Origin of the sequence: Serratia sp. CY55921, assembly GCF_052167655.1 — a bacterium.
Classification (GTDB): domain Bacteria; phylum Pseudomonadota; class Gammaproteobacteria; order Enterobacterales; family Enterobacteriaceae; genus Serratia; species Serratia ureilytica.
In genome coordinates, this window is record NZ_JBJNMU010000004.1 from 146,128 (window position 1) to 165,901 (window position 19,774).

Annotated in this window: 14 protein-coding genes; 10 read left to right on the forward strand and 4 right to left on the reverse strand. The window is 55.5% G+C overall.

Going from position 1 to position 19,774, the window contains the following annotated elements; genetic code table 11:
- Positions 1-221: 221 nt before the first annotated feature.
- Positions 222-1,532: an MFS transporter gene (locus tag ACJ8M3_RS18790; protein ID WP_033651564.1), complete on the forward strand. Its 1,311-nt coding sequence runs from the start codon at positions 222-224 to the stop codon at positions 1,530-1,532.
- 11 nt (positions 1,533-1,543) lie between these two features.
- Complete coding sequence (locus tag ACJ8M3_RS18795) at positions 1,544-3,910, forward strand: glycoside hydrolase family 31 protein (protein WP_089197338.1); 2,367 nt, start codon at positions 1,544-1,546, stop codon at positions 3,908-3,910.
- Positions 3,911-3,913: 3 nt separating this feature from the next.
- Here ACJ8M3_RS18795 and xseA read toward each other — a convergent pair whose 3' ends face one another.
- On the reverse strand, positions 3,914-5,290 hold the full coding sequence (gene xseA, locus ACJ8M3_RS18800; protein WP_442514718.1) for an exodeoxyribonuclease VII large subunit: 1,377 nt from the start codon (positions 5,288-5,290) through the stop codon (positions 3,914-3,916).
- A gap of 170 nt (positions 5,291-5,460) precedes the next feature.
- On the opposite strand from xseA, the gene guaB reads away from it, so the two are divergent.
- The 4 genes from guaB (at position 5,461) to ACJ8M3_RS18820 (ending at position 12,261) form a co-directional block, all read left to right on the forward strand.
- Positions 5,461-6,924 carry an IMP dehydrogenase gene (gene guaB, locus ACJ8M3_RS18805; RefSeq protein ID WP_004941460.1) on the forward strand — a complete coding sequence of 488 codons (1,464 nt, stop codon included), beginning with the start codon at positions 5,461-5,463 and terminating at the stop codon, positions 6,922-6,924.
- Positions 6,925-7,027: 103 nt separating this feature from the next.
- Positions 7,028-8,605 carry a glutamine-hydrolyzing GMP synthase gene (gene guaA / locus ACJ8M3_RS18810; RefSeq protein WP_021504498.1) on the forward strand — a complete coding sequence of 526 codons (1,578 nt, stop codon included), beginning with the start codon at positions 7,028-7,030 and terminating at the stop codon, positions 8,603-8,605.
- Between the two features lie 1,098 nt (positions 8,606-9,703).
- Positions 9,704-10,507 (forward strand): helix-turn-helix domain-containing protein, encoded by an 804-nt coding sequence (locus ACJ8M3_RS18815; protein ID WP_033644341.1) that lies wholly within the window; start codon positions 9,704-9,706, stop codon positions 10,505-10,507.
- Positions 10,508-10,635: 128 nt separating this feature from the next.
- The gene (locus tag ACJ8M3_RS18820; RefSeq protein WP_047574026.1) at positions 10,636-12,261 is read left to right on the forward strand and encodes a cholesterol oxidase substrate-binding domain-containing protein; all 1,626 of its coding nucleotides are present in this window, start codon (positions 10,636-10,638) and stop codon (positions 12,259-12,261) included.
- Positions 12,262-12,338: 77 nt separating this feature from the next.
- Here ACJ8M3_RS18820 and ACJ8M3_RS18825 read toward each other — a convergent pair whose 3' ends face one another.
- Positions 12,339-12,656: a hypothetical protein gene (locus ACJ8M3_RS18825; protein WP_079007635.1), complete on the reverse strand. Its 318-nt coding sequence runs from the start codon at positions 12,654-12,656 to the stop codon at positions 12,339-12,341.
- A gap of 320 nt (positions 12,657-12,976) precedes the next feature.
- On the opposite strand from ACJ8M3_RS18825, the gene ACJ8M3_RS18830 reads away from it, so the two are divergent.
- The 3 genes from ACJ8M3_RS18830 (at position 12,977) to ACJ8M3_RS18840 (ending at position 16,715) form a co-directional block, all read left to right on the forward strand.
- Complete coding sequence (locus tag ACJ8M3_RS18830) at positions 12,977-14,254, forward strand: HlyD family secretion protein (protein WP_033644082.1); 1,278 nt, start codon at positions 12,977-12,979, stop codon at positions 14,252-14,254.
- The gene (locus ACJ8M3_RS18835) at positions 14,247-16,361 is read left to right on the forward strand and encodes a peptidase domain-containing ABC transporter (protein WP_033644081.1); all 2,115 of its coding nucleotides are present in this window, start codon (positions 14,247-14,249) and stop codon (positions 16,359-16,361) included. The genes ACJ8M3_RS18830 and ACJ8M3_RS18835 overlap by 8 nt, the downstream gene beginning before the upstream one ends.
- 159 nt (positions 16,362-16,520) lie before the next feature.
- A complete protein-coding gene (locus tag ACJ8M3_RS18840; protein ID WP_127897174.1) occupies positions 16,521-16,715 on the forward strand; it encodes a hypothetical protein in 195 nt (64 codons plus the stop codon).
- A gap of 97 nt (positions 16,716-16,812) precedes the next feature.
- On the opposite strand, the gene ACJ8M3_RS18845 is transcribed toward ACJ8M3_RS18840, so the two are convergent.
- Together ACJ8M3_RS18845 and ACJ8M3_RS18850 are read right to left on the reverse strand one after the other, a co-directional pair.
- Positions 16,813-18,594, reverse strand: a complete 1,782-nt coding sequence (locus ACJ8M3_RS18845; RefSeq protein WP_033644080.1) for a hybrid sensor histidine kinase/response regulator — start codon at positions 18,592-18,594, stop codon at positions 16,813-16,815.
- Positions 18,591-19,223 carry a response regulator transcription factor gene (locus tag ACJ8M3_RS18850; protein ID WP_033644079.1) on the reverse strand — a complete coding sequence of 211 codons (633 nt, stop codon included), beginning with the start codon at positions 19,221-19,223 and terminating at the stop codon, positions 18,591-18,593. The genes ACJ8M3_RS18845 and ACJ8M3_RS18850 overlap by 4 nt, the downstream gene beginning before the upstream one ends.
- 175 nt (positions 19,224-19,398) lie before the next feature.
- Between ACJ8M3_RS18850 and ACJ8M3_RS18855 the strand changes: the two genes are divergently transcribed.
- A complete protein-coding gene (locus ACJ8M3_RS18855) occupies positions 19,399-19,713 on the forward strand; it encodes a hypothetical protein (RefSeq protein WP_025303891.1) in 315 nt (104 codons plus the stop codon).
- The last annotated feature ends 61 nt before the right edge of the window (positions 19,714-19,774 follow it).

A 19,774-nucleotide genomic window follows, 5' to 3' on the forward strand; every position in this document is an offset into this window, starting at 1 on the left:
GTGATCGCTGAGTAGTCTGCATTGGTACACCAATTTTAACGACTTGTCAGTCCAATTTTAACGGTGTGCAAAGAAGAAAACAAAAAATAAATCATGGGGTTGTGATGGACTGCCTGTCTGTTATGCGGGCGTTGGCCTGTGTTCACCGTCCCCTTTTGATAGCGCAATGTACCCTACCAATGCGCGCGTCGCTGTCATGGGCGGCCGCGGGGAGAGAACCGATGAGTGTGGAGATCAATCAGACGGTCGCGCAGAGCGGCCGGCGCAAGTTCAAATCGCTACGCTGGTGGATGCTGGCGCTGTTCTTGTTGGGCGTCACGGTCAACTACATTACCCGCAACTCGCTGGGCATTCTGGCGCCGGAACTGAAAACCAGCCTGAACATGAGCACCGAGCAATATGCCTGGGTGGTGGCGTCGTTCCAGTTGGCCTATACGGTATTTCAGCCGATCTGCGGCTGGCTGATCGACGTCATCGGCCTGAAGATGGGCTTTCTGATCTGCGCGGGCATTTGGGCGGTGGTGTGCATGCTGCACGCCGGCGCCGGCAGCTGGCTGCAACTGGCCATTTTGCGCTTCTTCATGGGGGGCGCGGAGGCGGCGGCCACCCCGGCCAACGCCAAGGCGATCTCCGACTGGTTCCCGAAGAAGGAGCGTCCGATCGCCGCCGGCTGGGCGGGCGTCGGTTTCTCCATCGGCGCCATGCTGGCGCCGCCGATCATCGTCATCGCCCACGTCTCCTTCGGCTGGCAGGGCGCGTTCCTGTTCTCGGGCGGGCTGGCACTGATCTGGGTAGTGCTGTGGTGGCTGTTCTACCACTCGCCCCAGCAGCACCCGAACCTCAGCCAACAAGAGCTGGATCTGATCCGTGAAGACAACGAGCCGGTGCTGCCGAAGCTGCCGTTCTTCACTTCGCTGGCCAGCCTGTGCAAGAACAAGAAATTCTATGGCATCGCCATCCCGGCCTTTCTCGCCGAGCCGGCCTGGGCGGTCTTCAGTTTCTGGGTGCCGCTGTACCTGGCCACCGAACGCGGCATGGATCTGAAGCAGATCGCGATGTTCGCCTGGCTGCCGTTCCTGGCGGCGGATATCGGCAGCGTCGCCAGCGGCTATCTCACCACGCTATACCGCAAATGGTTCGGCTGCAGCCGCGTCAACTCGGTGGTCGCCAGCTCGGTGACCGGCGCTTTCCTGATGGTGTCGCTGGCGTTCGTGGCGATCACCCAAGATCCCTATGTGGCGATCGCGTTGATCTCGATCGGCGGATTCGGCCATCAGGTGATCTCCTGCATGCTCAGCGCCCTGGTGGTGGAATCGTTCGATAAAAACCAAATGGCGACGGTCAACGGCATGCGCGGCTCCAGCGCCTGGATCGCCAGCTTCCTGTTCACGCTCCTGATCGGCGCGGTATCCGACACCCTCGGTTTCAACCCGCTGTTTATCGCGATGGGCTTCTTCGATTTGATCGGCGCCCTGTTCCTGATCGCCCTGATCGCCGAGCGCGGCGGTAAGAAAACCCCTTCACACAGCTAAGTGGAATATGTATGAAAACGTTGAAAAATTGGACGCTGGCGGCGCAGCATGCCGACCACGTCGAGCTGCTGGTCGATGAACGCCACCGTTTCTGCCTGTACGTGCTGGAAGACGGCCTGTTCCGCGTGTTGATCAAACGTGAGGGCGAGCTGGCGCTGGATCGCACCTGGAGCATTGCGCCGCAGAAGGATGTGCCCTGGGAGGGGCGCGATCGGCTCAGCGTCGCTGGTTTCAGCCTGCCGGGCTATCAGCTGCGCCGGGAGGGCGATCGGCTGGTGGTCAGCACGCCGCTGCTGCGCGTGACGGTGCATCAGCCGCTGTGGCTGGCGTGGGAGTATTGCAATGCCGCCGGCGAGTGGCGGCCGCTGGCGGCGGATCGGCCGACCAGCGCCTACCTGCTCAACGCGCACGGCGACGGCGTGGCGCATTACCAGCGGCGTTTCGCCGATGAGCGCTATTACGGCCTGGGGGAGAAGGCCGGCGATCTGGAACGCACCGGCCGCCGCTTCGAGATGCGCAACCTGGACGCGATGGGCTACAACGCCGCCAGCACCGATCCGCTGTACAAGCACATTCCGTTTACCATCACCCGCGGGCCGGAGGCGAGCTTCGGCCTGTTCTACGACAACCTGAGCAGCTGCTGGCTGGATCTGGGCAACGAGATCGACAACTACCATACGGCCTACCGCCGCTATCAGGCCGAAGCGGGCGATCTGGATTACTACCTGTTCCTCGGGCCGAAGGTTTTGGATGTCACCAAGGCGTTCGTGCGCCTGACCGGCCGCACCCACTTCGGGCCGAAGTGGAGCCTGGGCTACAGCGGTTCGACCATGCACTACACCGACGCGCCGGACGCCCAGCAGCAGCTGCAACAGTTCATTGCGCTGTGCCGTCAACATGCCATCCCCTGCGACTCTTTCCAGCTGTCGTCGGGCTACACCTCGATCAACAACAAACGCTACGTGTTTAACTGGAACTATGACAAGGTGCCGCAGCCCAGGCTGCTCAGCCAGGCGTTTCACGACGCCGGCCTCAAGCTGGCGGCCAACATCAAGCCGTGCCTGCTGCAGGATCACCCGCAGTATCAGGCGGTGGCGGCGCAGGGGCTGTTTATCCGCGATTCGCAAAGCGACGCACCCGAGCGCTCCAGCTTCTGGGACGATGAGGGATCGCACCTCGACTTCACCAACCCGGCGGCGGTGCGCTGGTGGCAGCAGGGTGTCACGCAGCAGCTGCTGGAGATGGGCATCGACTCGACCTGGAACGACAACAACGAGTACGAAGTGTGGGACGGCGAAGCGCGCTGCCACGGCTTCGGGCGGCCGATCGCCATCAAGCACATCCGCCCGGTGATGCCGCTGCTGATGATGCGCGCCTCGATGGAGGCCCAGCAGCGCTTCGCGCCGCAGAAGCGGCCGTACCTGATCTCGCGCTCCGGCTGCGCCGGCATGCAGCGCTACGTGCAGACCTGGAGCGGCGACAACCGCACCAGCTGGCAGACGCTGCGCTACAACATCCGCATGGGGCTGGGCATGAGCCTGTCCGGGCTGTATAACCTCGGCCACGACGTCGGCGGCTTCTCCGGCGACAAGCCGGACGCGGAGCTGTTGGTGCGCTGGGTGCAAAACGGCGTGATGCACCCGCGTTTCACCATCCACTCCTGGAACGACGATGCTACGGTCAACGAGCCCTGGATGTACCCGGCCGCCACCCCGGCGGTGCGCGAGGCGATCAACCTGCGTTACCGGCTGCTGCCGTATTTCTACACGCTGCTGTGGCAGGCCTGCGCCGACGACGAGCCGATGCTGCGCCCGACTTTTCTCGATCACGAACAGGATGCGCGCACCTTTGGCGAAAACGACGATTTTCTGATTGGCCGCGATCTGCTGGTGGCCAGCGTGGTGGAGCCGGGGCAACGTCGCCGTTCGGTGTATCTGCCGGATAACGGCGAAGGCTGGTACTGCTTCTACAGCGGCCAGTGGTTCGGCGGCGGCCAGACGGTGACGCTGGCGGCGCCGTTGGAGCGTCTGCCGCTGCTGGTGCGCGCCGGGGCGGCGCTGCCGCTGTCGCAGCGGTTGGCGCATGTGGACGTGGCCGCCGACGATCGGCGCGAGCTGCGGCTGTTTCCGCTCAAGGGCGGCGGGGCGAGCGGCGGGCTGCTGTTTGAGGACGACGGCGAAAGCGACGGCTGGCGGCAGGGCGAGGCGCTGTGGCTGCGCTGGGAAATGCGCTGTGACCATCAGCGCATCATGCTGGATATCACGACGGAAGGGCATTTCCGCCCGGCCTGGCGCACGCTGACGCTCAGCCTGCCGGAAGGCGAAACGCGCGCGCTGTGGGTGAACGGTGAACCCGGCGAGCGTTTTACGCTGGAGTAGGGCTTACTCGGCCGCGCGCTTCTTGCGCGGCTTTTTGGCGACGGTGATGGTTTTCACCTCGCTTTCCACCCAGCCATCCTGCAGGCGGGTTTTCAGCAGTTCGCCGACCTGCGCCTGCTTGGTGGTTTTCAGCAGCTCGCCGCGCGGAGTTTGCGTCACGCTGTAGCCGCGCGCCAGCGTCGCCAGCGGGCTGACGGTCTCCAGCTGGCTGCACGCCACGCCGAAACGCTGGCGGTAGGCGTTGAGCTGGCGCTCCATCGCCTGCTGCAGACGGTATTCCTGCTGCTGCACGCGCTGTTGGTAGCGGTGAATGCGGCCCTGCGGCTGCACCTGCGCCAGCCGCTGCTGGACGCGTTCGCTGCGGCGGGCGGCCAGGCGCAGCTGCTGCTGCATGCCGTCTTCCATTCGGCGCTGCAGCTTGAACAGCAGCGTCTGCTGGCGCGCCAGGCGCAGATGCGGATGCTGCTGCTGTAAACGGTGATGAATGCGGGTGAACTGCTGCTGACGCTGAGCCAGGTAGTAATCCATCGCCATCTCCAGCCGCTGCTGCTGCGACTGCAGCTGGCGCAACAGCTCGAGCTGATTGCGGCTCACCAGTTCGGCGGCGGCGGAAGGGGTCGGCGCCCGCAGGTCGACGACGAAGTCGGCGATGGTGACGTCGGTTTCATGGCCGACGGCGCTGACGATCGGAATGCGGCTGGCGAAGATCGCCCGCGCCACGCGTTCGTCGTTGAAGCTCCACAGATCCTCCAGCGAACCGCCGCCGCGGCCGACGATCAGCACGTCGCATTCATCGCGGCGGTTGGCGGTCTCGATGGCGCGCACGATCTGCATCGGCGCTTCCGCGCCCTGCACCGAGGTGGGGTAGATGACGATCGGCAGCGACGGATCGCGCCGCTGCAATACCTGCAGGATATCGTGCAGCGCCGCGCCGCTGGCGGAGGTGATCACCCCGACGCGTTTGGCCGGGGCGGGCAGCGGCTGCTTGAACTGCTGATCGAACAGCCCTTCGGCGCTCAGGCGCTGTTTCAACTGCTCGAACTGTTGCTGCAGCAGGCCGTCGCCGGCGGGCTGCATGCTCTCGGCGATCAGCTGGTAGTCGCCGCGCGGTTCATACAGCGTGATGCTGGCGCGCACCAAGACCTGCTGGCCGTTTTGCGGCCGGAAGGTGACGCGGCGGTTGCTGTTGCGGAACATCGCGCAGCGCACCTGGGCGCGGTCGTCTTTCAGCGTGAAATACCAGTGGCCGGAGGCGGGCTGGGAGAGGTTGGAGATCTCGGCGGAGAGCCAAATCTGCCCCATTTCCATTTCCAGCAGTTGGCGAACCGTCTGATTCAGGCGGCTTACGGTAAAAATGGAAGGCGAAACAGGTAGCGACATGTGACCCAGATCAAATTTCAAAACAATCACTTAATTGGTCGATACTACATGGCTGAAAAAGGTAATCAAGACTTTTTGTAAGAAAGTGCTGGAGGCAACCGATTCCGCTCTGTATAATGCCGCGGCAATATTTTATCTTTTTCACAGCCCACCCTGGTGAGATATTGCCCATGCTACGTATCGCTAAAGAAGCTCTGACGTTTGACGACGTCCTCCTGGTTCCAGCCCACTCCACGGTTCTGCCTAACACCGCAGAGCTCGGTACTCAACTGACCAAAACCATCCGCCTGAACATCCCTATGCTGTCCGCAGCCATGGATACCGTTACCGAATCCGGCCTGGCCATAGCGCTGGCGCAGGAAGGCGGCCTGGGCTTCATCCACAAAAACATGTCCATCGAGCGCCAGGCTGAAGAAGTCAGCCGCGTGAAAAAACATGAAAGCGGCGTAGTCACCGACCCGCAGACCGTTACCCCGGCCACCACGCTGCAGGAAGTGAAAGAGCTGACCGCGCGCAACGGCTTCGCCGGTTATCCGGTCGTCACCGAAGACAACGAGCTGGTCGGTATCATTACCGGCCGCGACGTGCGCTTCGTGACCGATCTGACTCAGCCGGTGACTGCGGTGATGACGCCGAAAGATCGCCTGGTCACCGTGAAAGAAGGTGAAGCGCGCGACGTGGTGCTGCAGAAGATGCACGAAAAGCGCGTAGAAAAAGCGCTGGTGGTGGACGACAGCTTCCACCTGCTGGGCATGATCACCGTTAAAGACTTCCAGAAAGCGGAACGTAAGCCGAACGCCTGTAAAGACGAGCACGGCCGTCTGCGCGTGGGCGCGGCGGTCGGCGCCGGCGCCGGCAACGAAGAGCGCGTTGATGCGCTGGTGGCGGCAGGCGTTGACGTTCTGCTGATCGACTCCTCGCACGGCCACTCCGAAGGCGTGTTGCAGCGCATCCGCGAAACCCGCGCCAAATACCCGGATCTGCAGATCGTCGGCGGCAACGTCGCGACCGCGGCGGGCGCCAAAGCGCTGGCTGAAGCCGGCGTGAGCGCGGTGAAAGTGGGTATCGGCCCTGGCTCCATCTGTACCACCCGCATCGTGACCGGCGTAGGCGTACCGCAGATCACCGCCATCGCCGACGCGGTGGAAGCGCTGGAAGGCACCGGTATTCCGGTTATCGCCGACGGCGGCATCCGCTTCTCCGGCGATATCGCCAAAGCGATCGCCGCGGGCGCCTCTTGCGTGATGGTCGGCTCCATGCTGGCGGGTACCGAAGAATCTCCGGGCGAAATCGAGCTGTATCAGGGGCGCTCGTTCAAATCTTACCGCGGCATGGGCTCGCTGGGCGCGATGTCCAAAGGCTCTTCCGACCGTTACTTCCAGACCGATAACGCCGCCGACAAACTGGTGCCGGAAGGTATCGAAGGCCGCGTGGCCTATAAAGGCATGCTGAAAGCCATCGTGCACCAGCAGATGGGCGGCCTGCGCTCCTGCATGGGCCTGACCGGCTGCGCCACCATCGACGATCTGCGCACCAAGGCGGAGTTCGTGCGCATCAGCGGCGCTGGCATTCAGGAAAGCCACGTGCACGACGTGACCATCACCAAAGAGTCGCCGAACTACCGCATGGGCTGATGCCTTAACCTCTCCTGAGTGAGAGGCCGGGGTGGGGCGCTAAGCCCCATCCCGAAAACATACATTTTCGCTCTTTTTCTCTTGTTGCTGGAATTCGCCTCACATGACACAAAATATCCATAAGCATCGCATCCTCATACTGGACTTCGGTTCGCAATACACCCAACTGGTCGCCCGCCGCGTGCGCGAAATCGGCGTTTACTGCGAACTGTGGGCCTGGGACGTTAGCGAAGAGCAGATCCGCGAATTCAACCCAAGCGGCATCATCCTGTCCGGCGGCCCGGAAAGCACCACCGAAGCTGGCAGCCCGCGCGCCCCTGACTACGTGTTCAACGCCGGCGTGCCGGTGCTGGGCGTGTGCTACGGCATGCAGACCATGGCGATGCAGCTGGGTGGCCATGTGCAGGGCTCCAACGAACGCGAGTTCGGCTACGCGCAGGTGGAAATCGTCAACGAGAGCGCGCTGCTGCGCGACATCGAAGACGCCATCAGCCCGGCCGGCAAACCGCTGCTGGACGTGTGGATGAGCCACGGCGACAAAGTGACCGCGATCCCGTCCGACTTCGTGACCGTCGCCAGCACCGATACCTGCCCGTTCGCCATTATGGCCAACGAAGAAAAACGCTTCTACGGCGTGCAGTTCCACCCGGAAGTGACCCACACCCGTCAGGGCCAGCGCATGCTGGAGCGCTTCGTACTGGACATCTGCCAGTGTGAGGCCCTGTGGACGCCGGCGACCATCATCGAAGATGCGGTTGAGCGCATCCGCGAGCAGGTGGGTGAAGACCACGTGATCCTCGGCCTGTCCGGCGGCGTTGACTCCTCCGTGACCGCGATGCTGCTGCACCGTGCCATCGGCAAGCGCCTGACCTGCGTGTTCGTCGACAACGGCCTGCTGCGCTTGAACGAAGCCAAGCAGGTGATGGAAATGTTCGGCGACCACTTCGGCCTGAACATCGTGCACGTCGAGGCGGAAAACCGCTTCCTGACCGCGCTGGCGGGCGTCGACGAGCCGGAAGCCAAGCGTAAAATCATCGGCCGCGTGTTCGTTGAAGTGTTCGACGAAGAAGCCTGCAAGCAAGAGCAGGTGAAATGGCTGGCGCAGGGCACCATCTATCCGGACGTAATTGAATCCGCCGCTTCCGCCACCGGCAAAGCGCACGTGATCAAGTCGCACCACAACGTGGGCGGCCTGCCGAAAGAGATGAAGCTGGGCCTGGTCGAGCCGCTGAAAGAGCTGTTCAAAGACGAAGTGCGCAAAATTGGCCTGGAACTGGGCCTGCCGTACGACATGCTGTACCGTCACCCGTTCCCGGGCCCGGGTCTGGGCGTGCGCGTGCTGGGCGAAGTGAAGAAAGAGTACTGCGATCTGCTGCGCCGCGCCGACGCCATCTTCATCGAAGAGCTGCACAAAGCCGATCTGTACAACAAAGTCAGCCAGGCGTTCACCGTGTTCCTGCCGGTGCGCTCGGTCGGCGTGATGGGCGACGGCCGCAAATACGACTGGGTGGTCTCCCTGCGTGCGGTGGAAACCATCGACTTCATGACCGCGCACTGGGCGCATCTGCCGTATGACTTCCTCGGCCGCGTGTCCAACCGCATCATCAACGAAGTGGACGGCATCTCCCGCGTGGTGTACGACATCAGCGGCAAGCCGCCGGCGACGATCGAGTGGGAGTAATCCCGCGTCCGGCGTAGGCTGGCGTCAGTGAACCGCACATGAGAACCAAACCCGCTTAACGGCGGGTTTTTTTATGCCCGATGTTTGGCGCCCTGTGCCGTAGACGGCCTCCGATCCGCAAGAGGGCTGGGTTGAGAGAGGCGCGAACGGAGAGGACAGCCCGCGCGGAGCCGCCTGCGCTTTGCTTACGGCTCATTTCCTGAGGCGCTGCGTTTCCCATCTCGGCTTTGCGCCTATCCGCAGAACGGTATTCTGCAACCACGCGCACTTCGCCGGTGCGATGATGTCGTCGGATAACGGGGCTTTATTCACCGTATCCGCCGGGCCGCGGCATAATGAATTGCCGTATTGAGGCGCGTCGACTCATCGGCATCGGGCGATGGCGTAGCTAATTAATCCTCTGCGAAAATAAAAGGACTCCGTGCGCCCTTTTATGGGATTTTTCTGAAAGACTTGGTCTGACGAATAAATATATCAGAAGGATGCGATGAATTAGTCTATTTCTTATTTTATAAATCTTTCCTTCTGTTTTTATTGAGGAAATCAGCGGTTTTATTGTATTTAATAACCCTTCTCAAGGGCGATTCCTACGTTTTATCGGCATTCATTGCTTGGAGTTGAAATTCTAATTATATGATTTTTCTTGTCTTTTAATTATTGTCGTAACATAAAGTGCGAACTGTGTAATTATCTGGCATTTGATATTTTCTAAGCTATCTACATAGGCTACTCTAAATGTAAGGGTATTAAAATGCACCGCCGAGAGGGAGGCAAACGATTTATCAACGGATGCCAGGATATGCTTTCTTTTGACTGCTTAGTTGCACAACGTCAGGATGGATATTGGTCAAGATGAAAGAGACAGGAAAAGCCTTCACCAGGGAAAAGCTTTATAAGAATTATACCAATAACGTCACAAGGAGGATGTCTACCCAAAAAGAAGTATCTCTCTGTCAATCAATTATAAAAGGTTCATCGTTTTTCACATTCTAATCCTAATTGCATGGTTGCGGCAGCGCTTTGTTTTTCATTTTAATGGATAAAAGCCCAATGAGCAGGTTGTCTGAGGGTGGGTTTTGTTAGGGCATGGATGTCATTATGAGTTACCAGCATAGTATTGTGGTCGAGCTAGTTAATTTGATCGAGATGAATATACAGCATGATCTCTCGATAGAAAAGTTATCGGATTTGTCTGGTTATTCGAAATGGCACTTGCAAAGAATGTTTCAGCGTTATACGGGAATGAAAATAGCGACGTATATCAGAAATAGGCGTCTGAGCAAGTCTGCCGTCATGCTCAAACAGTCTGATTTAAAAGTATTGGAAGTGGCTACTGCTATCGGCTTTAGCTCCCAGCAGGCTTTTAGCCGCGCCTTTCAACGCTTTTTCGGTGAAAGCCCAAAGGACTTTAGAACGAGCCAGGAATGGGACTTTTCCAAACATCTCCCTCCCTTTTTAATACAAAATCCGTCAGCATATCATTTTATCGAAATGCCCAAGAACATATACCTGCTTAAGGGATATAAGTTTTTTCTCTATCATTCAATGAATGCTTCCAGCTCTGGAGGAGAGGAACGACAGAAATACGGCAGCCGCACAGGGAAAAATACCGATACGTCAATGCGCACGGTAAAGTTGGCTTCATCCGGTTGGGAAGTAACGCTCAGCAAAGGGTACTACGAGACACGCAATCTGACGTTGATAAGAGGGCAGTATTTATTGTTCGAGTTTAACGGCAGGTTGAACGAATATCTGGTTTTTTTTGACAGCATCTATGACGCCTATCTTCCTTTGCTTGGCGTGCGAATAAGAAACGGCTTTTTAATTGAGTTGCATAAAGAAAAGAATTTTCAATACGCGGAAATTAACGTCAAGGTGTTGATTTATATTGGCAAGTCTTGACGCTCTTCGGGCAGTAAAACAGAGGGATTATCCCAAGGAAAAGGAGGTGCTTATCAGGGTGATTAATTAGCGCTCGGGCTGTTGCCGTTTTTATCTCTATCTATTTTAATTTTAAAAGGAAGTCAGTTATGACTGGTTCTAGTTTGAACACGTTCCCTGTGGGCTATGAGTATGTCAATTTTGTTAATTGGTCAAAAGAAATCTCCGGCAATCATATTCTGACCTGCTATCCACAAAATACGGATGAGCTCTTGGCCGTAATTAACTGGGCGCATGAGAATAAATATTGCGTGCGTCCGGTTGGCATCAAGCACAACTGGTCCCCGCTCGTTATTGCAAACGGGGAGGATAACAGCAATGTCGTGCTGATCGACCTCACCAGGAAATTCAAAAACATCTCAATCAATAAAGTGGGAGAGCATGGATACGTCACCGCGCAAACGGGGGTGACAATGCAGGCTTTGCTCACTGAATTAGAAAAAAAGAAACTCGGCTTTTACGCGACGCCGGCGCCTGGCGATCTGACCCTGGGCGGCGTGCTCGCCATCGGCGGCCATGGAACCTGCATCCCGGCAAAAGATGAGCCTCTGGCTGAGTTTGCCAGCTTTGGTTCCGTGAGCAATAGCGTGGTGTCGCTAAAAGCTGTCGTCTGGGATCAGGCGCGGTCGAAGTATGAATTAAAGGAGTTTACGCGTGATAATGCGGAGAGCTCGGCATTCCTGGTGCATGTCGGCCGGGCTTTTATCAGCGAAGTGACGCTGCAGGTGCCGCGCAACCGGCGTTTACGCTGTCAAAGTTATGTTAATGTCACTGCGGCGGATCTTTTTTCCACTGCGAGCACGACAAAAAATACCTTCAGCCATTTCTTGGATCTGTGCGGGCGCGTTGAAGTCATCTGGTTCCCGTTCACGGAAAAACCATGGCTGAAAGTGTGGAAGCAAGAAGACAGCTTCCCAAAAGTGTCAAAACCGGTTAATGGTCCATTTAACTATCCGTTCTCGGATAATTTGCCGGTTAAAATTTCCGATATCATTAAAAAAATCAATAATGGCCACCCGGAGCTGACCCCGACACTCGGCAAGGCGCAGATGGAGTTGGTCAGCATTGGTTTAGGGGCCACCGTGTCGGCGGATCTGTGGGGGTGGAGCAAGGATCTGCTGTTGTATGTGAAGCCGACAACGCTGCGCGTGACGGCCAATGGTTACGCGATAATCACGAAGCGGAGCAATATTCAAAACGTATTGCACGATTTCACGAAAAAATATGAAGAAATGGTGGCCGATTACCAGCGCAAGAATTCATTTCCGATGAATGGCCCGATTGAAATTCGCGTCACCGGATTGGACAGTGCAAAAGAGAGCGCGGTGGCCAATGCCATTGCTCCCGATCTTTCGGCTATTCGTCCCGTTGAATCCCATCCGGAATGGGATGTCGCGATCTGGTTGGATATTCTGACCATGCCCGATACGCCGGATGCCAATAAATTCTACAGTGAAATGGAAAAATGGATTTTTAGCCACTATGCGGGCGACTATGCGACGGTTCGCGTAGAGTGGAGTAAAGGCTGGGGTTATACGTCACAGGCCGCGTGGCAGGATAAAACCGTACTCGAAGAAAACATTCCGCGCAGCTTTAATGCCGGGGCAGGGAACAATGACAGTTGGAATCATGCCTGCAACGTGCTGAATAAGTACGATCCGCACAACGTGTTCTCCTCTCCATTGACCAAAGCGGTTTTCAAACAGAAGAGTTAGTGAGTGCGTAATTGAAATAACCACCTGATTGGGCAGGTGGTTAGCATCATTAACCTTTCAGAGGGAGCCGCTTGTTTTCAAGCACCCCATTCTTTCTCGTAATGATATTCGATACGGCTTGCATCCCCGCCCAGCAGGGAGCCTACGGCTGCAACGCTTTTAAATGCCGCATAGCCAAGCGAGTCCGCGACATTATGAACGGCGCCCAAGCCAAAACCGATCGCGTTGAACCCTTGGCCTACGGAAGAGATCAATCGGGTATTAAGCGCATCATTGGCCAATTTTACGGTATCAATGATAACATCGCCGGCAAATCCTGATACAAAGCTTGCCGTATCGGAAATAATCCCCGCACCAGAAACGATTTCGATCTCTGCAGTATTTAGCTCTTTCATAGTAAATCCTTTCAACTTTATCCCTATACCTCAGGAACGAAACGTAAAGCGTTTCGCCGCTTAATTCTCGCAGCCTCTGTGAATGACGGCTTGATGAGAATACGCTTAGATTAAAGAGGTCGGCGTTGAAATATGCAACTCATAACGCCGTCGCTAATATTAGGGTCGCACTTTTTGTGACGTTTCAGCAGTTTTTTGTTTTTTTAAGATTATTATTACTTGTGGGTTTTGCCAACAAAGACTAAATCTAAATAAGCGCCGTGTTGGGCCAGGGAAAAGATAAAAATGAACGGTGTCGCTATATATGGAGAGGTCAAAATTTGTTTAGGGAAGAGGCCTTATCGCACAGTCGTTCTAAATGGGCAGGAAAAGCATTGTTAATTGCAGGGTTGCCGGCCTGGGTCATCGCGGGCATTTCACTTTCATTCGTTTCTGTGCTGATCATTTTCGTGACCTATGGCGGTTATACCCGGCGTATCAGCGTGGGCGGAGAGGTCACGACGCTGCCAAGGTCGGTCAACATATTTGCTACTCAGCAGGGATTCATTGCACAACGCTTTGTCAATGTGGGCGATCAGGTAAAAAAAGGGCAGCATCTTTATCAGATAGACGTCAGCAGGGTGACGGATTCCGGCACCGTCAGCGCAAGCACGCGGCAGGCGATAGAAAATCAACTGGCGCAGGTCGATAGCATCATCGCCAAATTGGAGGCGAACAAGAAAACGACCCTGGTCAATCTGCAGGCGCAGATTGACCAATATAAACTGGCGCACAGCCAGTCCAAACAGATGGTCGAAAATTCACGCAACGGCGTTAACTTCATGCGCGAAACCATGAAAAATTACGATGAGTATCGCAGTAAGGGGCTCATTAATCGGGATCAGCTGAATAACCAGGTTTACCTCTACTATCAGCAGCAGAGTACGTTCCACAGTCTCTATAACCAAAGCATTCAAGAGTCTTTGCAGATAACTAACCTGAATAGCGATCTCGCGACAAGAGCGTCCGATTTCGATAATCAAATCTCACAATATCAATTTCAGCGCAATGATCTCCTGCGGCAGCTGGCCGAAGCGGACGCCAGCGGCTCGTTGATTGTCAATGCGCCGGCGGACGGGCGCGTTGAATCGCTCAGCGTGACGCCTGGGCAAATGGTCAATACGGGAGACAGCCTGGCGCAATTAATCCCCAGTAATCATGCCATCTATTATTTGGTTTTATGGTTGCCCAACAGCAGCGTGCCTTACGTGAGCCGAGGCGATCACATCAACGTTCGCTATGACGCCTTCCCGTATGAAAAATTTGGTCAGTTTCCCGGCGTGATCGAAAGCATCGCTTATGTTCCCGCATCGATTCAGGAAATGTCCACTTACAGCAGTTCGCCAACTCGACAATCGGCTGAACTGGTTGAGTCGTACTACAAAGTGCTGGTGGCTATCGATAACACGCAGTTTGGCTATCAGGGAAAGAAGCTGAACCTTTCAAGCGGCATGAAGGCGCAAGCCACGCTTTTCCTGGAGAAAAGACCCATCTACCAATGGATGTTCGCGCCATTTTATGACATGAAAAACAGTGTGTCGGGGCCACTTCGTGAATAAAGTTTATGAGAATATCGTTGGCAAGCTGAACCTGTCGCTCAGAAGAAAAGTGCCGCAGGTCTTGCAAACGGAGGCCGCCGAATGCGGGCTGGCCAGTTTAGCGATGGTGTGCGGCTATTACGGCATGCACATCGATATGCTGTCGATGCGCCAGAAGTTTGATATCTCGGCCCGCGGCGCCACCCTGAGCTCGCTGATCGCGATCGCCGAGAATCTCAATTTGAAAACGCGGGCCTTATCCTTGAGCCTGGATGAGATTCACCAGGTGAAAAGGCCCTGCATATTGCACTGGGATATGAATCACTTTGTGGTCCTGGTCAACATTCGCGGTGGGCGGATAACCCTGCACGATCCGGCATTTGGCCGCCGGGTTATCGGCCTGCAGGAGTTTTCCCTGCATTTTACCGGAATCGCTTTAGAGGTATGGCCAAGCAGTGAATTCACGCCTGTGGTGCAGAAAAATCGCCTGCACTTTAGAAAACTGCTCAGCAATGTCACCGGTCTTAAAAGCGCGCTGGTAAAAATTTTCGCTCTGTCGCTGGTCATTGAGGCCGTCAACCTGCTGATGCCCGTCGGGACTCAGTTGGTGATGGACCACGTCATCCAGGCCGGCGACCATAATTTATTGGTCATTATTTGCGTCGGTTTACTGTTTTTTATCTTGTTCCGCACCTGCGTTTCGATGTTTCGCTCGTGGATCTCCATCGTGATGGGCGCGCTGATCGATATACAGTGGAAATCAGGGCTGTTTGATCATCTGATGAAGCTCCCGCTTGCCTATTTTGAAAAGCGCAAGCTGGGTGATATTCAATCGCGCTTTGGCTCGTTGGACGCCATTCGCACCACGTTTACCACCAGTATCGTTTCCAGCATCATTGATGGCATCATGTCGGTCGGCGTATTTATCATGATGTTCATGTACGGTGGCTGGCTGGTGTGGGTAGCCTCCGGCTTTACGGTCTTATATGTTCTGCTGCGCCTTTCGACCTATCGCTATTATCGGCAAGCGTCCGAGGAGCAATTGGTGAAGTCGGCGAAAGCCAGCTCACATTTTATGGAGACGCTGTACAGCATCGCGACGCTGAAGTCGTTGGGGTTGGCGGGAACGCGTTCGCAATTCTGGTTAAATTTAAATATCGATACGGCAAACGCCAATATTCGGGTGACGAAGCTCGATATGTTCTTTGGCGGCGTGAATGCGTTTCTTGCGGCCTGCGATCAAATCGTTATCTTGTGGTTGGGCGCGTCTTTAGTGATCGACAGTCAAATGACATTAGGCATGTTTGTCGCCTTTAATGCCTATCGGGGGCAATTCTCCGATCGCGCGTCAAATCTTATCGATATGGTCATTCGGCTGAGAATGCTGAATTTGCATAATGAAAGGCTGGCGGACATCGTGCTTTCTACGACAGAGGAAGAAAAGCCCTATCGCAAGATATGCAATCCCAACGAGGCGGTGACTTTTGAAGTGCGCGATCTGCTTTATCAATATGACAGCCTTTCGCGCCCAGTGATCCCCGGGCTCAGCCTGCAGATCGCGGCGGGAGAAAGCGTGGCGATCGTCGGGCCTTCAGGCGTCGGCAAAACCACGTTGATGAAGCTGATGTGCGGGCTGTTGGAACCGACGGAAGGGCGTTTGTTTATCAACGGCATTAACATTCATGATATCGGCATTAATAATTATCGGGAGTGCATCGCATGTGTATTGCAAGAAGATAAACTGCTTGCCGGTTCAATTGCCGAGAACATATGCAGTTTTGATGCTCATCCCGATACGGAATTTATCGTTGAATGCGCCAAGCATTGCAATATTCACGACGATATTATGAAAATGCCGATGGGATATGAAACGTTGGTGGGCGAATTGGGGGGCAGTCTTTCCGGCGGGCAAAAACAGCGGGTGCTTATCGCCCGCGCGTTATATCGAAGGCCCAGTATTCTGTTTATGGACGAAGCCACCAGTCATTTGGATCTGGACAATGAAAAAAGGGTGAACGAAGCCATATCCTCGTTGAAAATGACCCGCGTTATCATTGCTCATCGGCCATCGACGATTGCATCGGCAGATCGGGTAATTACATTGCAACCTGTAAATGCAATGGCGTAGTTGTTTGATGAAATATAAAATTTTATATTTATTTCATCTTTAATTAAGATTTTCGTTATTGAGTTAATTTATCGAGCACCTTATACCTAAAGCGTGAACCGACGGTTCATAAAAAGCAGTCTTTTTTAATTGATTCTTTTTAGTGAATGGAGATGAAAAATGAGAGAATTAAACTCAACAGAAGTTCAGCAGGTGAACGGCGCAACGATTGGCCTGGGTCTGGCTATTATCGGCAAGGTTGTTAACAGCTGGGGAAACGCGTGGAATAATGCCTGGGGCGGTTGCACGCCAAAACCGCCGGTATGTAAACCTGAGCCGCCGGTCTGCAAACCAGAACCGCCTAAATGCGATTAATCGTATTTAGATAACGCCACGTAAAATGCGGCAGGCTTAATGTTTTATTCATTGAGCCTGTCTTATTGCTGGCGGATAACCTGCGCCATCTGTGTAGTTAACTTGCCCCCCACTGCGTCAACAGCGCATGCAGCCTGGCCGGTTCCAGCGGCTTGCGCAGCACCAGATAGCCTTCCTGCTCGGCCTCTTGCAGAACTTGCGAATTGAACTCGCCGCTGACCATGGCGCCGCTCACGTCCGGCAGGCGTTCGAACAACGCTTTGAGGATGTCGAAACCGCTCTCGCCGGAGCGCAGGCGTTGATCGCACAGCACGGCGAACGGCGTAAAGCCGTCGTCGACGATGGCGAAGGCTTCCTCGGCGGAGGCCGCGCAGCGCACGGTGATGCCCCAGGTGCTCATCAGGCTTTCCCAGGCGGAGGTCACCAAAGGATCGTCGTCCACCACCAGGCAGGATCCCCGCAGCGGCGCGTAGCGGGTGGGCGTGGCGGTGTTGTCGTACGTCGCCGCGCTCTCCGGCGCTTTGTCTTCGCCGAGGTATTGCGCAAAGCGCATCCAGAAGCGCGAGCCTTTGCCCTCGACGGAGTGCATGCCGTACTTCACCTTCATCAGCTTGGCGCAGCGCGCTACCACTGCCAACCCCAGCCCGTGCCCGGCGCTGTCTATCTTCCACGCCAGCTCGGGGCGGTAGTAAGGGGAGAAGATTTTGCTTTTCTCTTCGTCGGCGATGCCTACGCCGGTATCCCACACTTCCACCAGGCACTCGGCGCCGCGCGGGCGGATGGCGATCAGTACGCCGCCCCGTTGCGTGTAGCGCAGGGCATTTTGGATCAGATTGATCAGCGATTGCCGCACCAGCAGCGGATCGCCCATCACGCTGATGCGCCGCCTGGGCCGCCAGGTGCGCAGCGCCAGCGAGCGGCTGTTGGCCTCTTCGCGGAACAGGGTGATCACTGAGTCGAGCAGTGCGCCGATATCCACATGGGTGGCGGCGGTGCGCACGTTGCCGGATTCGATCTTGCTGAGATCAAGCAGCGAATTGAACATCAGATGCACTGAGCGCACGCTCTGCTGCAGATCCAGCAGCTGCGGCGTCAGGCTGTCGTCCCGGTTTTTGTGGATGATGGCTTCGATCAGAAAACCCATGGCGTGCACCGGTTGGCGCAGATCGTGGCTGGCGGTGGTCAGGAACTGGTTCTTGTCCAACAGCGCCTGTTCCGCCTCTTCTTTGGCCTGGCGGAACTGTTCCGCCAGGCGCGAACTTTGCTCTTCGAGCAGCGCTTGCTGAATAAAGAACGCATGTGAGGTTAACGCGTGGCGATAAATGGCGAAACCGTACAGCAAGTTCAGCATCAGCACGATGAACATCACGTCTTCCAGCCGCCAAATGATACCGAGGTTCAGCAGCCCCCAGGAGGCGAAGAAAAAACGCGTAAAGGTGCTGATGACGGGCGTAAGATGCGTTGCGTTGGCGGCGACGATCGCGGCGATGCTGATATTGAGCAGCAGGAAAAAGTCAAAGTTATGGGTCTGCGGGGTAATTAAATAGAGTGAGGAGATCCCCAGCCCGTGAATAAAGGCCACCTTATTAATGCGCGGCAGCCAGCGGCGCAGCACGGTGTCTTCATCATTTTCTTTGGCCTCGCGCAGGTAGCGCCGATGCCATATTCTGATCGCCACGGCGCATAGCAGGTAAACCATGATCCAGGCAATGGTTGGGCCAAGTTCATCCCCCAGCAAATAAATCCAGATGGCGAAAGGGATGCCGACGAAAGGTACGGCGGTAAAGCTGAACACCAATCGCATGAAGGTGTTGTCCAGCAGGCGGATCTGCGCGCGTGGTGAGATGCCATCATTTTGTAAATTCTGGAAAAACCTCATTGCGACGGCTCCCGTTTGCCGTGCAACAGCGTAATGGCTTCGACCCGGCTGTTGACGCCGATCTTTTTCAAAATATTGCTGATGTGTTCTTTGACGGTGGGTTCGGAAATAGACAGCTGCGCGGCGATCCTTTTATTGGGCAGGCCGCGCATCATCATATTTAATACGTCAATTTGTCGTGGGGTTAAATTAAATTTTTTTAAATGCTCGTGGTTGCTTTTAACGGCGAATTCATTCCCGTCAGGAAACCATTCCTGATTATCGTTCAGCGCAAAGACCGCCTTGGCGAATAATTCAGGAGGTTCGTTTTTTAATACAAATCCATGCCCGCCGGCAGTGTGCACTTTCTGCCAGATATCGTTATTCTCGTCGCCGCTAACCACCAAGATCCGCACCTGAGGATAAAGTTGCTTTACTTCTTTGAGTAATTTCAACGCCGTACCGGAAGAGAGCCAAAAATCGATCACCAGTAAACGCGGCGGGCCATTTTCCCTAATATGACGGTAGCAATTCTCTTCTGTGGTCACCACATGCGCCTGTTTGAATCGGCAATGCGTGCTGAGAAAATTAGCGATGCCGCTTGCTACCAATGGATGGTCATCAACGACCAACGCATAATCCTGCCCCAAAGGATTCTCCTTTCGCCTTCAAATATCAGATAGGTCTGATGAGTTATTATCAACCCTCCCTACTTTAGGAGGGTTTTTTCGTTTAGGAAAGGGAAATATATTATTCGAGGATTTGGATAAGAGAAAACATAAAGCCAATCGGTAATTTTAACTGATTGGTTATAAAGGATAATTTATGAAGAAACCACTTATCGCTTTAACCGTTACGATGATGATAGCCGGTTGTTCCACCCTGAAAACCGATCAGGCCATTCCGCTGCTGCAGGCGGAAACCGCTAAAATGCTGGGCCTGGGTTCATCGGACGAAATTACCGTGACCAATGTCAATGGCGCGCAGCCGGATGCGCTGGGCGGCCAAAAACTTTCTTATCGCGCCACCACGGAAAAAGGCCGAATTTTCGATTGTTCATCGCTGATGATGCCGGGAATTTTAGGCTCCTCGCCGTCGCTGAGCGCGCCGACCTGTACACCGGTAGTCACCCATAAATAATTCGCTTTGGAGGCGGTATTGCCGCTTCCTGGTTTTCCATCGTCGGAGCGCCAGCGCCGGG

Coding starts and splice junctions, on each gene's coding strand:
- ACJ8M3_RS18855 (WP_025303891.1), top strand. CDS start 19,399: ATGAAGAAACCACTTATCGCTTTAACCGTTACGATGATGATAGCCGGT.
- guaA (WP_021504498.1), top strand. CDS start 7,028: ATGACACAAAATATCCATAAGCATCGCATCCTCATACTGGACTTCGGT.
- guaB (WP_004941460.1), top strand. CDS start 5,461: ATGCTACGTATCGCTAAAGAAGCTCTGACGTTTGACGACGTCCTCCTG.
- ACJ8M3_RS18795 (WP_089197338.1), top strand. CDS start 1,544: ATGAAAACGTTGAAAAATTGGACGCTGGCGGCGCAGCATGCCGACCAC.
- ACJ8M3_RS18790 (WP_033651564.1), top strand. CDS start 222: ATGAGTGTGGAGATCAATCAGACGGTCGCGCAGAGCGGCCGGCGCAAG.
- ACJ8M3_RS18825 (WP_079007635.1), bottom strand. CDS start 12,656: ATGAAAGAGCTAAATACTGCAGAGATCGAAATCGTTTCTGGTGCGGGG.
- ACJ8M3_RS18840 (WP_127897174.1), top strand. CDS start 16,521: ATGAGAGAATTAAACTCAACAGAAGTTCAGCAGGTGAACGGCGCAACG.
- ACJ8M3_RS18845 (WP_033644080.1), bottom strand. CDS start 18,594: ATGAGGTTTTTCCAGAATTTACAAAATGATGGCATCTCACCACGCGCG.
- ACJ8M3_RS18820 (WP_047574026.1), top strand. CDS start 10,636: ATGACTGGTTCTAGTTTGAACACGTTCCCTGTGGGCTATGAGTATGTC.
- xseA (WP_442514718.1), bottom strand. CDS start 5,290: ATGTCGCTACCTGTTTCGCCTTCCATTTTTACCGTAAGCCGCCTGAAT.
- ACJ8M3_RS18815 (WP_033644341.1), top strand. CDS start 9,704: ATGAGTTACCAGCATAGTATTGTGGTCGAGCTAGTTAATTTGATCGAG.